We start from the raw sequence: 14,586 nt of genomic DNA on the forward strand, positions 1-14,586 counted from the left end.
GAAAGCCTTCAGGCGGCTGCGGACTGCGGGACGACCACTTTGATGGTGTCCCCGGCGTGAACCTCGCCGGCCTTCATTATCCTGGCAAATACGCCTTCAAGCGGCATGACGCACATCCCCACCTGGCGGTAGATCTGGCAGTGGTGATGGCATTCCTTGCCGATCTGAGTGATCTCCATTTCTACGCCGCGGCTGGTGACCAGGCGGGTGCCCACCGGCAGGGTATAAAGTGAAAGGCCCTTTGTAGTAATATTTTCGGCAAAGTCGCCGTAGGTCAGATCGAGTCCCTGGGCTCTCATTTTATTAACGCTGGAGATATCCAGCAAACTGAGCTGCCGGTGGCTATGGGCTTCAGCATGTGCGTCGCCGATAAGTCCGAAATCTTCAGCAAGGTATCCGGAAGCGGCGTCCTTTTTCTTGGTGCCGCGTTTGACGCTGAAGCAGACCGAGAGGATTTTGCCTTCGGTGTTATTTGTTTCGTTCATATCTGCCGCTCTTGCCGCCTTCTTTGCTTTCCAAATAGATATTCTCGATTGTCATCCCGCGATCAATCGCCTTAACCATGTCGTAGACGGTCAGCGCAGCGACCGAAGCCGCGGTCAACGCTTCCATCTCCACCCCCGTGGCTCCTTTGCAGACGACTTCGCTCCGGATGGAGAGAGTGACATCATCGACAAAATAAAAATCGATCGCGGCGGATGAGATTGCCAGCTTGTGGCAAAGCGGGATTAAATCCGGAGTTTTTTTGGCAGCCATTATGCCGGCCACGCGGGCCACCGCCAGCACGTCGCCTTTTTTTACCGCCGATTTCTTAATGGCGATAATTGTTTCGGATTTCATCCGGAGCGTAGCTTTAGCCACGGCTCGGCGCGTCGTGTCGCTTTTTCCGCTGACGTCGACCATCCGGGCGGCGCCTGAGCCGTCGACATGGCTTAATTCCAAGATCTAACCTCCGATCTGGCGCATCAGTTTTTCCGGAACGATGCCGTCAGCCAGTTGATGCCGCGCCGGTTTTTTCATTATAGCCTGTTGTAACGCCAGCTTGATCTCTGCATCGGTGAGGTCGCCGCGGAGCATCGGTTTCAGGTCCAGTTCGGAATCGTCCAGAAGGCAAAGCCGCAATTTACCGTCGGCGGTGAGGCGCAGCCGGTTGCAGTTGTCGCAAAAGCAATTGCTAACCGGTTGGATAAAACCGATGGTTCCCTTCGCGGCCGGTAGTTTGAAATAACTAGCCGGTCCGCTGCCGTGCTCATACACTGGCTCCAGTTTACCGATCGCCGTTTCGATGATGGTCTTCATATCGGCTACTGTGACCGACGCAGCGTTTTTGGTGAATGGCATCTGTTCTATAAAACGGACGTTGGCACCGTTTTCGATGGTCCAACGGGCGAAATCTGTGATTTCATCGTCATTTACGCCGGGCATGACCACGACGTTGACCTTGACGGGTTTGAGGCCGGCAATTTTGGCGGCTTCAATTCCGTTTAGGACCCGTCCCAGATCGCCGCCTCTGGTTATCTCTTTGAAACGTTCGGGTTTCAATGAATCGACGCTGACGTTGACCCTGTTGAGTCCGGATTTTCTCAGCAGTTCAGCCCAGCGTTCCAGCAAGGTGCCGTTGGTCGTCATCGATATCTCTTCGATGCCAGGCAGGTTCCGCAACATGCCGATCAGGACATCGACCTTGGGCCTCACCAGGGGTTCGCCGCCGGTGAGCCTGATGTGAGAGATACCCATGCCTGCCAGGATGGCGGCAACCCTGGTGATCTCTTCGTAGGTCAGTATGGCGCCGTGCGGCAGATTATCGCACCGGCCGTCGCCACAATAGACGCAGTTCAAGTTGCATCGGTCGGTGACCGATATCCTCAAATAATCGATGCGACGGTTATGCCCGTCATATAACTCGGTCGGGCAGCCGCTGAGCATGGTTTGGGTATTTACTGACACCGCTTCCCCTGGTAAAACATTTTGGTTGGGAAATTTGAACGTAATCATCGGTTAAATCCGGGCTAGATTACTTTCCATTATATGAGTATTAGTACTTAAGGTCAATGGGCCCGGGACAAGTATCCACAATTGGCGTTAATTGCCCCAATCGCGAGCACAGGTTATAATGCGTTTGTGGGACATACTGAACATGAAGCCTTGTCGCCGAAAAACCTTAGCGTAGCGGTCATTACCGTTTCGGATTCGCGCACGGTAGAGACGGATGAGTCCGGGCGGTCGATCAAAGAGAGTCTCATCGCCGCCGCTCACCGGATTCATTCCTATAACCTTTTGCCGAACGATGCCGCCAGGCTGCGCGGGCTGGTAACCGCACTGGTTTCCACCGGCGACCTTGACGCGGTCATTATAACCGGCGGTACCGGCCTGTCGAATCGGGATATTACCATAGAAACGGTTGCACCTGTCTTTACCAAGACTATGGATGGTTTTGGCGAGTTGTTCCGATCGTTGAGTTACCAGGAGATCGGTCCCGCCTCCGTCCTTTCCCGGGCAGCAGGGGGAGCCGCCAACGGCAAGATTGTCCTGTGTCTGCCGGGGTCGGCGGCCGCGGTGAAACTCGCCCTTGAGAAGATTATCGTTCCCGAACTGCCTCACATGGTCAGGGAGGCTTCGCGTTGAAACCCTTTGGCAGGCTGCTTGATTTCGATCAGGCGCGGCAAATGGCGCTGGACCTGGTCAAGCCCATTCAACAAACCGAAACCGTTTCACTTGATGCGTCCATTGGCAGAGTCCTGGGGCGTGATGTTATCTCCCGCGTCTCAGTGCCCCCCTTCGACCGGGCGGCGATGGATGGTTATGCTGTTATCGCTTCCGATACCTTCGGTTCTTCCCGCGGTCAACCGAGGAAGCTGGCAGTTACGGGTGCAGTTTTTGCAGGTGATTTACCCGACATGAGGGTTGGCGCCGGAAACGCCGTCCAGATAGCCACCGGCGCGCGATTGCCTGCGGGTGCCGACGCTGTTGTAATGGTCGAGGAAACCAGCCCCGACGGCGGCATTGTAAATATTTTGAAAGCCGTTTACCCCGGAGCTAATATCGCCCGTACCGGCGAGGACATTAAAAAGGGTTCGATGCTATTGACTGCCGGCACCAGGCTCAATCCGGGCAAGGTCGGCATGTTGGCATCTCAAGGAATGACCGAAATCGAGGTGTTTCGAAAACCCCGAATTTCCGTTTTGCCAACGGGAGAGGAAATAGCCGTTACCGGCAGTCCGCTCCAGCCCGGCCAGATCTGGGACATCAATTCTCACACCGTTTCCGCAGTGGTAAGCCTGAGTGGAGGAGAAGTTACCGACTTGCCGATCGCCCGTGACCAGCCAGAAGCCCTGCGTTCAGCCATTATTGAGGCGCTGGATTCTGACATAGTGATCATCTCTGGTGGCTCATCGGTCGGAGAGAGGGATCTGATGTCGCGGACCCTCGCCGATCTGGGAGAAGTGTTGTTCCACGGGATCCAGATAAAACCTGGAAAACCGACGCTTTTGGCAAAGGTCAATGACAAGCCCGTCCTGGGTTTACCGGGGTACCCCACTTCTTGCCTGATCAACGCCTACCTGCTGGCGGCGCCGATGGTGAAGAAAATGGCTCAGCGTGAATTTGAACACGTGACGACCGTGGACTTGCCACTGGCTGAGGCTGTCCCCGGTTCGGTCGGCAGGCGGCAATTCCTGCCGGTGCAAATCCGCAGCCAAAAGGCGAAGCCGCTCTTCAAAGAGTCGGGTGCTATTACTGCTACCGCTTTGGCAGACGGCTACATCGACATCGCCGCCAACGTGGACATCCTGCCCGAAGGCGAAGTAGTTCGGGTTACTTTGTTCTAACCTCTTCATAATCCTTCATTGCTTATTTCGGGGAGCGACATTGAGTCTTAGCTGTATCATACTCGCGGGCGGGAAAGGGCTGCGCCTTGGCAGAGATAAGGCGCTCGAGAAGATCAATTCCCTGACTCTGGTCCAACATTCGGTGACCACATTGCGTGGACTTGGTGAGCAAATAATCGTCGTCACCGCACCCGGCAAAACCGATCTTGGGCTTGAGGATTTTCCTGAGGTCAGAGTGGTGGAGGACCGCGATACCGGCAAAGGGCCGTTGATGGGCATTTACGCGGGGCTCTCCGCCTCGAAATCCGAATTGAATCTGGTTGTCGCCTGCGATATGCCGTTTTTGAACCTGGAACTTATCAGGTTCATGGTCTCGCAATCCGAGGGTTGGGACGCCGTTATCCCGCGGGTTGGGGGGCTAATCGAACCTTTACATGCCGTGTACCGCCGCAATATCAAAGAAGTCGCCGCGGAGTTGATGGCCGGCGGGGCTTATTCTTTAAGACAGCTTTTAAACAAGGTGCGCGTCAGATTTATCGAAGAAACTGAAATCGGCTTGTACGATCCACAGAACCTCAGTTTTTTTAACATCAACTTCCCTGAAGACTTGGAGAAAGCTCGTGAATTGTTCAGACAGCGATCATCCTGAATTTAGGAGCGAAAAATCGCCTTTACAAGCTGCGTTACGATATTGTTATTTATTTTTTGAACCTGGCTCGGCTGCCGGCAGCTCTGCCATGTTGCGATTATGAAGATATGGTGCTATCATAACTGACGGGTAGGACTAGTACTTATGATATAACAAACGATTAAGGCCTAGGTCATTCATCCATCAGTCAATAGATTTACAAAAAAAGGCAAAAACAATCTAAGGAGGGTACATGACATCGGAAATCAGCAGGCGGGACTTTCTCGCGGCAACCGGCGGAGCGGCCGGATTGCTGGCTACCGCCAGTTTGGCCAAGGCGAATCCGGGCGTCGATTCATCTAAGCCTTTGGATGACCGCCCCAAGTGGACCAAGGAAACCTATACCATTTGCCCCTACGATGCGTCGGGATGTGGTTTCTTCTGCTACACCGATGACCAGGGACGTTTGGTGAACATCGAAGGCGACCCTAACCACCCGGTCAACACCGGAGGTGCCTGCAGCAAGGGTGCCGCCATTTCCCAGATCCACAACAATACCCGTCGGTTGCAAAAGGTTTTGTACCGCAAACCTAGCGGTACGGATTGGGAAGAAAAGGATTGGGATTTCGCCATTACCGAGATTGCCAAGCGTATCAAGAAGACGCGTGATGAAAACTGGATCGAGACCAACACGCGCGGCAAAATCGTTCGCCGGACAGAGGCAATCGCCCATATCGGCGCGGCAGCCCTCGACAATGAAGAATGCTATCTCCTGTGCAAAGCGCTGAGGGCTATGGGCTTGGTGTATATCGAACACCAGGCGCGTCTCTGACATTCCTCCACTGTCGCCAGTTTGGCGGAATCGTTCGGACGCGGCGCCATGACCAACCATTGGACCGATGTGTCCAATGCCGACTGTGTTTTGGTTATCGGTGCAAACCCGGCTGAAAATCACCCGGCTTCTTTCAACCACATCGAGCGCGCCATGGAAAAAGGCGCCAAACTCATTGTCGTCGACCCGCGCTTCAACCGTTCGGCGGCTAAGGCCGATATCTACACCCAGATGAGGTCCGGCACGGACATCGCCTTTATCGGCGGCATCATCAACTTCGTCATCAAGGATATCGAAGCCAATCCCGGCAACTACAACATGACCTACATTACGGAGTACACCAACGCCCCGTACCTCCTGAATCCCAACTTTAAAACCCCAACCGACCTGAACGGGCTATTCTCCGGCTACAATGAGACCACCCGCAGCTACAACAAGGCGGATTGGACCTATCAGGTCGACTCCGCCGGGATCCCTCTCAAGGATAAAACCCTGAAAGATCTCAACAGCACCTTCCAGGTGATGAAGCGCCATTTTGCTCGTTATACGCCGGCCAAAATCCAGGAGATCACGGGCATTACACCTGACAAGTTCGATCTTATCGCCCGTACCTTCGCGGCAACGGGTAAAACCGGCAAATCAGGCACTATCATGTACGCCATGGGCGCCACCCAGCACACCAACGGCACCCAGATAATCCGCGCCTACGGCATTCTCCAGATGCTGTTGGCTAACATCGGCGTTGCCGGCGGCGGCATCAACGCTCTCCGCGGCGAGTCGAACGTCCAGGGATCTACCGACTACGGCATCCTCTTCGGCAATCTTACCGGCTACCTGAAACAACCGGTCGAGACCGACGCCAGTCTGACGGCGTTCTCCAACGCTCCGCGCGCCTTCACGGTAGCTACCGAACCGAAATCGCTCAACTGGTGGAAGAATACTCCCAAATATACCACCAGTTTAATGAAGAGCTTTTACGGCACCAACGCCACCAAAGACAATGACTTCGGATTCCATTGGCTGCCTAAAAATGACACCGGAGCCAACTATTCCTGGATACCTCTCTTCAAGAACATGTACGAAGGCAAGATCAAGGGCTTGCTGTGTTTCGGCATGAATCCCGCTGTCTGCGGCCCGAATCAGACTCAAACCGTACAGGGCTTGGAGAAACTGGATTGGATGGTCGTCACCGACCTCTGGGAGACAGAATCGGCTAACTTCTGGAAGCGCCCCGGCGCCAATCCCGCCAACATCAACACCGAGGTATTTGTGTTGCCAGCGGCTTGTTCTTACGAAAAAGAGGGCTCGGTCACCAACTCCTCCAGGTGGATGCAATGGCGCTACAAAGCGGTCGAACCGCCGGGAGACGCCAAGGACGACGCCTACATGATCGTCCGCATAGTCCAGGAATTGCGCAAGCTCTACAACGCCGAAACGAACGCTGATCTCAAAGTCAAAGCCGAGCCGATCACTAAGCTAGACTGGTGGTACGATCCCGAGGATCCCGAGTTGACCCGTAAGATCGCCAAAGAGATCAACGGTTACAACCTGACCACCGGTAAACTGGTGACCAACTTTACCGCTCTAACCGATGACGGCAACACCAGTTGCGGCAACTGGCTTTACAGCGGCAGCTATGTCGAGCCTGAAGCTCTCGATGCTTACGAAAAAGCTCACCCTGAGGTGTTCCCGGCCGGCATGGTCGGCAACCGTTCCACTAGGCGGGATATTGCCGACGCCCACCCGCTGTCCATCCTTGATTCAGCCGGTCAGCCGATCAGAATCGGCCTCAACAGTTACTTCGGTTGGGCCTGGCCGCTCAACCGCCGTATCATTTACAACCGGGCCTCGGTTGACCTTAATGGTCTTCCCTGGGACACCGAGCACCCGGTGATGAAATGGGACGGCGCCAAGTGGCTGGGAGACGTGGCTGATAACGCTGCGCCGCCATTGTCCGCGGCCACCGGCGTCCTGCCCTTCATCATGAACGTCGAGGGCGTGGGCAAATTGTGGGGCCCGGGACTTTCCGATGGTGCCTTCCCTGAGCACTATGAACCCTGGGAGAGCCCGGTGGCTAACGCCATGAATACAAATCCGTTGGCTCAATTCGATCCCACGTTCAAGGTGTGGGAGGGTGGACTCGACACCCGCGGCAGCGCCGCAGATTACCCGATCGCCTGCACCACCTTCCGCGTTGTCGAGCACTGGCAGGCGGGCGGCCTGTCCCGAAACCTGCCTTGGCTGGTCGAGCTGGTGCCTCACCCTTATGTCGAGATCAGTGAAGCACTTGCCTCGGAGAAGAGTATCAAGAGTGGGGATATCGTCAAGGTGACCTCGGCACGAGGCAGCGTTGAACTTGCCGCAATGGTTACCAGGCGCATCCAGCCATACAACCTTGGCGGCAAAACCATACACCAGGTCGCCATTCCGTGGCACTGGGGATGGGCTGGCCTGTCGCAGGGTTTGTCGGCCAACGTCCTGACTCCTAACGCCGGCGACGCAAACACCATGATTCCTGAGTCAAAAGCCTTCCTGGTCAAGATCGAAACGACCGGGAAGACGGTTGAAATGGATGAGAGGACCGGCCGGGCAAAACCGATCGAACCTCTGCTGATAAAGAGAGGGAGCTAAGAAAATGGCAAAAGGACTACTTATCGATACTGTCAAATGTACTGGGTGCCGGGGTTGCCAGACCGCCTGTAAGCAATGGAACCTCAATCCGGCTGTGGAAACCAAGTTTTCCCCGACGATGACCAATCCGCTGGAAACGAATGCTTATAGCTTCGTACACGTCGAGTTCTATGAGAACTCGAAAAGCAACGGCGATCTAGATTGGACCTTCGTCTCCAAGAGGTGCATGCACTGCGAGCACCCGGCCTGCGTTTCGGTTTGCCCAGTCGGAGCGCTGCAAAAACTCGATTTCGGACCGGTCGTCTGGGAAGAGGGTCGCTGCATCGGCTGCCGGTACTGCCAGAACGCCTGCCCGTTCGATATCCCCAAATATACCTGGTTCGATGAGAACGGCAAGACTGATCCCTGGCCCAAGATCGCCAAGTGCACCCTGTGCTGGGACCGCCAGTTGAATAAGACGCCCTCCGAGATCCCCGCATGTTCCAAGACGTGTCCGCCAAAGGCGATTCTTTTCGGTGAGCGGAGCGACTTGCTGGCGATCGCCAAGGACCGGATCGCCAAGTCTCCTGACAAATACTTCAATCATATATACGGCGAGGAGGAAGTCGGCGGCACCCAGGTAATGTTTATTTCCAGCCAGGACCCGCATGCTATAGGCTTCCCGGATGTTGAAAAAGAAAGCTATCCCGGTTTCACCTGGGAATTCCTGAGCCGAATCCCCTACGAGATCGCAGGGCTTGGCGCCATCCTGGTCGGCACTTACGTCTGGCGCAGCAACCGTCTGAAGAAGAAAGCCCTCGAAGAATCTGCTGTTTCGAACACGAAGGGAGGAAGCCACTAATGAACAACAAGAACATACCTCTCTTTAGCTTCTGGGGCATCGTCCAGATCCTGCTGGGGTTGGGGGCGGTTGGCGTGCTCACCGCCAAGATGATCTGGGGTCTGGGTGCCGTCACCAACCTGTCCGACAACTGGCCATGGGGCCTGTGGGTCGCCTTCGACGTCGGCATCTACATCGCCTCGGCAGCCGGCGGCTTCGTCCTGGCGGCGCTGGTCTACATCTTCAAGATCGAGGCTTTCCGACCCCTGGTCAAGCCGGCTATCCTGATCGCCGCCCTGGGCTACACCATCGGCGCTCTTGGTATTGCCGTCGACCTCGGCCGCAGCCCGCTCATTATCCACCCCTTGTGGATGTGGCAACCAGGCTCCATCATGTTCGAAGTGGCCTGGTGCGTCATGATGTACTTGACCGTCCTGTATCTCGAATTTTCACCCAATATCCTCGCCCGCTTCGGACTTGAGAGATCTGAAAAGGTGCATCATGCCCTGGCGGTACCGCTGGTCACCTTCGGCATCCTCTTGTCCTTCCTGCACCAATCGTCTTTGGGCGCCCTGTTCCTGATCACCCCGGACCAGCAGCCGCTGTGGCACCTGCCGCTCATGGGATATCTCTTCGTCATCTCCGCCATGTCGCTGGGTCTTTCGGTGCTGACTATCTTCACCATCGTCACCGCCAAGTCCTGGAAGCTGACTTTGAGGATAGACGTGCTGTCCAAGGTCATGTCCATCGCCGCCTGGATATTGGTCTTCTACCTTGGCCTCAGGTTCTATGATACCGCCCAGTCGGGCCACTTCTCGGCCTTCAAGTTCGATAGCTTCGGCTGGCTATACATCGCCGAAGTCGGCGTGGGCATGATCCTGCCGGTCATCCTCATCGCCATGAAGAAGGTCAGGGAGTCCAGAGCCGGACTGCTGTGGGCATCATCCCTCATCTTCTTCGGCATGCTTCTAAACCGCATCAATACCCTGGTGCTGTCTCATGCACCCGCCCGTACCGGCAGCTACTTCCCGACGGTGTGGGAGTTCATCTTCACCCTGGGTCTTATCGCCGGTGCCATCTACGTCTTCCGGCTGGCGGCCAAGTATCTGCCGCTCTTCTCCGACAACAAGGCCGGCTTGCCCGAGACTGTGGCCAAGAACAACCCGGTGGTCGTACCGGCTTAATAATCTCTTCGTCAATCATGAGTGGAGCGGTTCGCGAGAGCCGCTCCACTTTTTTGTGCTGGTAAGATTCGTTTTTCGTTATTCCTACCAAATATTTTTACGGTTGATTATGTTTTCATTTTTAAGAGGTTGGAACGCCAGCGCACGAAGAGAGATTCTTCATATTATGCCGAATCACAGTCTGTTATATATCGTTCAATGGCTTAACTAATAAGAATTCATTGGAGCCAGGCAATACATTGCCCAACCCATATATTGGCGCTGGAACCTTAAGTAATCATCCTGATCGGAGCGAAAATACTTTTGTACCTGCTCATAGTCAGGGTGCATGGGATTTTCTTCAAGCCAACGGATGAATCCATACCAACTATCTGAAATGTACCTATCCCAGTCGTCGGAGCTAGCACGGATAATATACTCGAGCTCAAAACCTTCATCTCGGGTAAGTCGCGCTAACGCTGATTCCGTATTAGTAGTTGTTTGTTTTTGGGCATACTCCGGATCTATCCAATTGCTAAGCCAATGGGTTTCACCGATACCAAGGCGTCCATTCTGATGAACGGCCCTCTTCAATATTTGGACTGTCTTCTGGTAGTCTCCAAAGATAAACGTAGCTCCGATACATGTTGCAGCATCGAAAGCCCCCTCTTCGAATACATAATCAGCCCCGTTAGAGCACACGATTTCGATTTTGTCCGACAATCCTCTGAGGGCTAGCTTTTTTCTAGCTCGATCACAAAAATCTTCGCATATATCTATCCCGACACCGCCAATCCCGAATTCTTCAGCCCAGAGGGTGAGGTGCTCGGCACAACCACATCCAAAGTCAATGACTCGGCTTCCTCTGCCCAATTGTAGTAATTTGCCAAGTTTAATGATCTTTTCAGGCGTAGAAGGATTCAATATCTCCATATAGCGATGTGAAATACTCATCAGGTCAAAAAATTCCATGTACCAATCCTCTTCGAAGAAATCTGCCTGTAGGCTACAACTTAATAGCAAGCATTTCAATTAGCTGAGGCGACACAATAGTCTTGGCTAACAATCTAAGTATTGAAGATCGACGTTTCGAAGAAATTTCGCGTTTCCAAAGCTTCATTACGCGAGGCCAGATGAGTAAAGACCTACACTTTGGCCAACGAATTTGAAGCCAATTTATTGTGGTTGTTTCACCGTTTCCCGCACCGCTTCACTTTTATCAAAGACATTGACAAGTAAATGGGGGTGAATTAGATTTATATTTATTTCGATAATCTTAACTCCGGTTTGGAGTAATACATGATTGAGCTACCAGAGGCGAGTGTATTAGCGACACAACTCCGGGAATCAATTGTTGGCAAGCAAATCGTGGATGTCATTACCGCACGAAGTCCACATAAATTCGCTTGGTATTTCGGTGACCCCAAGGAATATGTCCGTTTATTGGTCGGTAAAATCATCGATGGAGTGACAAGCTACGGTGGACAGGTCGAAGTATCTGCCGCTGATGCCAGAATTCTATTCAGCGACGGCGTAAACTTACGCTACTTCGAGAAAGGTGACATGGTTCCTGACAAACACCAACTACTACTCAACTTTGATGATCGCACGTTTTTGGTAGGTTCAGTTCAGATGTACGGAGGATTATCAGCTTTCCGTGACGGTGAAAATGTTAATCCTTACTACGTTTTGGCTAAAAGTAAACCTTCACCATTATCAAAAGAATTCGACGAGGCTTACTTTGACGCCTTATTCGATGACAAGGCTTCCAGATTGTCTTTAAAGGCTTGCTTGGCCACAGAACAGAGGATCCCCGGACTCGGCAACGGTGTTCTGCAGGATATTTTATACAACGCGAAATTGCATCCTAAGACCAAAGCCGCTGCACTTTCGACTGAAGAAAAGAAAATTCTATTCATTTCTATAAAGTCCACATTGTCTGAGATGGCCGCTCAAGGAGGTCGAGACACTGAGAACGACCTCTTTGGCAAAGCCGGTGGGTATAAGACCAAACTTAGCAAAAACACCGTCGGGCAGCCTTGTCCTGTTTGTAAAACCGAGATTAAGAAAGAGTCATATCTTGGAGGTAGTATTTACTATTGTCCGAGATGCCAGAATTTTCAATAGTCGACCCAGGTCATTGGTAACAATTGCTTGAATTGTGTGAGGGAAGTAACGGCTATGTCGGCGCTAATGTGGGTGGAGTCAATAATCTGCCGCTTCTCAGTCACCAGCCCGGCATCGATGCACTCCTTGGCGATCTGCTCGAAGGTGTCCAGGAACTTCTCCTGGCCCAGCCGCCATGCCCTGAAGTAACAGATGGTGGTGTCGTCCGGCACGTCCTCATCCACGGCAAGGTTAGGAAGAATTTGTAGGCCAGATTCACTTTTGCGTTTTCGATGACCGCATGGTCTGAATCCTCATAAAGGTATTGCAGCAGGCAAAGCCTCATCATGAACTCCGGGTCAATAGTAGGCTTGCCGAAGTCCGGGGTGTATCTATCCTTTACTAGCTCAGTGACAAAAGAAAAATCGACCACTTGGTCGATCCTGGGAAGCAGTTGCCGTGGGGGATTAATCGGTCGTAGAGGTAATTTCTGTAGAAGGAGGTCTGGGGTGGCTTGGGGCGGAGCATGGGGAGCCTCCATTAGAATAGTTTCAATACTTTACATCATAATTTTTTTCCATTCCATATTCGAAAGTATCGAAACACCCAGGTTGCCTAATTTGTCGAAGCTTGAGTAATGGGGGGCACGACAACTGCCAAACAACCTCAAGCTTTTGTAATTTATTCCTCCTTCTCATCCAAATGGCATATTAAACTTTGGTTTTTCATAGGCCACATAAAACGCATACCCTTTATCTTTTTTCCTCATTAGATAGTCTTCGGATTCTTTCCAGTAACCCCCATCTACGGTTTCTGGGGGCTCGCGATATTTGATATATCGCAGTTTCCCTGGTTCAGTTTTTTACCCGCTCAGATTCATAAGCAAAATCAACACTTTCTTTGTCATTAGGTTCGGTGATTTCGTCAGTTATACGAAAGGCATAAATTCCAATCATTTTCCAACCCAACTCACGAGCTTTTTTTACAACGGAGAGTGCGTCCGAGGTGTTATAGTAATGTTGTCCTCCTCGAATGATCGCTCGATTACTAAACTCCTCTTTGATAATATCTTTCATCTCTTTTCCTTTGGAATATACGGATCAGGAATATGATCGACATATATTGCCCCAGTTCGGATCGTTCTTGTTACTTATTTGAATAATATCCCCAGTCTTATCTTTTCTGACAACATAGGAGCCGTCTTTATCGAAATACGCTGTTGCCGATTGCTTCTTCCGGTCGATAGATAATCCCATGCGTCTCGTTTGACATAAGGATTATCAAGGGTATCACCTATGGAATCCAATGTCCATCCTCGTGTTATCAACAAGTCGTCATCTATGTGTTATGTGGTTGAGAGGCCGAAGATCCTACACCTGCAATATTTCAATAATAAGGGATTTACTCCAGCCTAAAGGTACACAAGATGTCTCTCCGTCTTATTGGCAAGCCACCAACAATTTCTGCTTTGGTGTCCTTAAACTACCTCAGAATTAAACGTTGAAATCAACTAACGAAAATCTAGATACAAAAAGGAGAGTGCCCCGGTACGGCACTCTCCTTTTAAGCCAGAAAATTTGCAATCCCTAAATGTTGACCCACCCTTGATATCGCCGGCGCGAAGATGGTTTACTTTTCGATCATAACCTCGGTGGACTTAATGATCGCGGTTACCTTGTCTCCGACCTTCAGGGTCATGTGTTCGGCGGAGCCGCGACTTATGATACTGACCACTTCCACGTTCCCGGTGTCAACCACAATCTCAGCCATCACAGTGCCCAATTTTACATTCTTGACTGTCCCTTTAAATTGATTGCGGGCGCTAAGCATCGATATCCTCCTTTTTCAATTCCTTCTACCATGATACTCCAGGAATTTCTGATAAAACTAAAAGCGACACGCATCTCAAGAAACGTTAGCTGAATTTGGGTACCCCGCGCTCTCCCAGTAACCCCTGAAGCTGGTGTCAGATGACACCTCGATCCTTGTAACCCACTTGGCCCACTTATATCCGAATTTCGACATCGCCACCACCTGGAACGGAAACCCGCGGTCGGGGGTAAGGGTGATGTCGTTGTCTTTCAGCGCGATGATGATGTTGTTGCTCATTACATAGTCTATATCGAGAGAAGTGTAACCGGACGGCACGTCCGAGGTGTGGAAGATCAGGATTTTGCCTTCCGATTGGATTCCAGCATCGTTCAGAATGTCGACGAGCGACGGGCCCGTCCACTTAGCAGCGAATTTCCATCCTTCGACGCAGTTTAAATCCATCAGCCTGGAGACCTGGGGATATGATTGGAGGTCGGCATAACTCAAATTCAACACATGGTCCACGAGTCCATCGACCGTCAGGACATACGACTTCTCATCAATGTATTGAGTGCCCTTCAAGGCGTTGTTATTTTGTCCGCTTAGCGGAGTTAGTTTCTGCCCCTGGAACTCCGTCGCTTCTCCTGGCAGGTATTCTTTTGGGCCGCAGGACGAAATACAAATCGACATGACGATTAGGCAGGTGATTAAACAGAGTCTTTTCATTTCATGTTGCGTCTTTCGAAGGTGTAAATTATCTCAGATAG

16 protein-coding genes and 1 pseudogene are annotated in these 14,586 nt (G+C 52.1%); 7 read left to right on the forward strand and 10 right to left on the reverse strand.

Going from position 1 to position 14,586, the window contains the following annotated elements; translation table 11 throughout:
• Positions 1–8 precede the first annotated feature (8 nt).
• From HX448_RS02060 to moaA, 3 genes are read right to left on the reverse strand one after another with little or no spacing between them, the layout of a single operon-like run.
• Entirely contained in the window at positions 9–485 is a 477-nt protein-coding gene (locus tag HX448_RS02060; protein WP_102331342.1) for an MOSC domain-containing protein, read from the reverse strand.
• Complete coding sequence (moaC, locus tag HX448_RS02065) at positions 469–942, reverse strand: cyclic pyranopterin monophosphate synthase MoaC (protein ID WP_102331341.1); 474 nt, start codon at positions 940–942, stop codon at positions 469–471. The genes HX448_RS02060 and moaC overlap by 17 nt, the downstream gene beginning before the upstream one ends.
• Before the next feature lie 3 nt (positions 943–945).
• The gene (gene moaA, locus HX448_RS02070) at positions 946–1,947 is read right to left on the reverse strand and encodes a GTP 3',8-cyclase MoaA (protein WP_226846808.1); all 1,002 of its coding nucleotides are present in this window, start codon (positions 1,945–1,947) and stop codon (positions 946–948) included.
• A gap of 174 nt (positions 1,948–2,121) precedes the next feature.
• On the opposite strand from moaA, the gene HX448_RS02075 reads away from it, so the two are divergent.
• From HX448_RS02075 to nrfD, 6 genes are all read left to right on the forward strand, one after another.
• On the forward strand, positions 2,122–2,625 hold the full coding sequence (locus HX448_RS02075; RefSeq protein ID WP_102331340.1) for a MogA/MoaB family molybdenum cofactor biosynthesis protein: 504 nt from the start codon (positions 2,122–2,124) through the stop codon (positions 2,623–2,625).
• Positions 2,622–3,827 carry a molybdopterin molybdotransferase MoeA gene (locus HX448_RS02080; RefSeq protein ID WP_102331339.1) on the forward strand — a complete coding sequence of 402 codons (1,206 nt, stop codon included), beginning with the start codon at positions 2,622–2,624 and terminating at the stop codon, positions 3,825–3,827. The genes HX448_RS02075 and HX448_RS02080 overlap by 4 nt, the downstream gene beginning before the upstream one ends.
• Before the next feature lie 40 nt (positions 3,828–3,867).
• Entirely contained in the window at positions 3,868–4,476 is a 609-nt protein-coding gene (locus HX448_RS02085) for a molybdenum cofactor guanylyltransferase (protein WP_162485798.1), read from the forward strand.
• Positions 4,477–4,708: 232 nt separating this feature from the next.
• Positions 4,709–7,918, forward strand: a complete 3,210-nt coding sequence (gene fdnG, locus HX448_RS02090; protein WP_102331337.1) for a formate dehydrogenase-N subunit alpha — start codon at positions 4,709–4,711, stop codon at positions 7,916–7,918.
• 4 nt (positions 7,919–7,922) lie between these two features.
• Positions 7,923–8,759: a 4Fe-4S dicluster domain-containing protein gene (locus HX448_RS02095; RefSeq protein WP_102331336.1), complete on the forward strand. Its 837-nt coding sequence runs from the start codon at positions 7,923–7,925 to the stop codon at positions 8,757–8,759.
• A complete protein-coding gene (gene nrfD / locus HX448_RS02100) occupies positions 8,759–9,922 on the forward strand; it encodes an NrfD/PsrC family molybdoenzyme membrane anchor subunit (protein WP_190259893.1) in 1,164 nt (387 codons plus the stop codon). Before HX448_RS02095 ends, nrfD begins: the two co-directional genes overlap by 1 nt.
• A 207-nt stretch (positions 9,923–10,129) precedes the next feature.
• Here the strand turns inward: nrfD and HX448_RS02105 are convergent, their stop codons facing one another.
• Positions 10,130–10,873, reverse strand: a complete 744-nt coding sequence (locus HX448_RS02105) for an SAM-dependent methyltransferase (RefSeq protein ID WP_102331869.1) — start codon at positions 10,871–10,873, stop codon at positions 10,130–10,132.
• Between the two features lie 327 nt (positions 10,874–11,200).
• Between HX448_RS02105 and HX448_RS02110 the strand changes: the two genes are divergently transcribed.
• On the forward strand, positions 11,201–12,028 hold the full coding sequence (locus HX448_RS02110; protein ID WP_102331868.1) for a zinc finger domain-containing protein: 828 nt from the start codon (positions 11,201–11,203) through the stop codon (positions 12,026–12,028).
• Here the strand turns inward: HX448_RS02110 and HX448_RS10420 are convergent.
• The 6 genes and pseudogenes from HX448_RS10420 to HX448_RS02135 form a co-directional block, all read right to left on the reverse strand.
• A complete protein-coding gene (locus tag HX448_RS10420) occupies positions 12,022–12,240 on the reverse strand; it encodes a hypothetical protein (protein WP_226846939.1) in 219 nt (72 codons plus the stop codon). The genes HX448_RS02110 and HX448_RS10420 overlap by 7 nt on opposite strands.
• Positions 12,241–12,266: 26 nt before the next feature.
• A pseudogene (locus HX448_RS10685) lies at positions 12,267–12,548 on the reverse strand (transposase); the annotation flags it as partial.
• A gap of 313 nt (positions 12,549–12,861) precedes the next feature.
• Complete coding sequence (locus HX448_RS02120) at positions 12,862–13,083, reverse strand: hypothetical protein (protein WP_102331866.1); 222 nt, start codon at positions 13,081–13,083, stop codon at positions 12,862–12,864.
• Positions 13,084–13,107: 24 nt separating this feature from the next.
• Positions 13,108–13,263, reverse strand: coding sequence for a colicin E5-related ribonuclease (locus HX448_RS10690; protein ID WP_118401466.1), 156 nt, complete (start codon positions 13,261–13,263; stop codon positions 13,108–13,110).
• A 373-nt stretch (positions 13,264–13,636) separates the two neighbouring features.
• The gene (locus HX448_RS02130) at positions 13,637–13,837 is read right to left on the reverse strand and encodes a TOBE domain-containing protein (protein WP_102331865.1); all 201 of its coding nucleotides are present in this window, start codon (positions 13,835–13,837) and stop codon (positions 13,637–13,639) included.
• 75 nt (positions 13,838–13,912) lie between these two features.
• Positions 13,913–14,545: a molybdopterin-dependent oxidoreductase gene (locus HX448_RS02135; protein WP_102331864.1), complete on the reverse strand. Its 633-nt coding sequence runs from the start codon at positions 14,543–14,545 to the stop codon at positions 13,913–13,915.
• Positions 14,546–14,586: the final 41 nt, after the last annotated feature.

It is taken from the genome of Dehalogenimonas etheniformans (assembly GCF_014672715.2).
Classification (GTDB): domain Bacteria; phylum Chloroflexota; class Dehalococcoidia; order Dehalococcoidales; family Dehalococcoidaceae; genus Dehalogenimonas; species Dehalogenimonas etheniformans.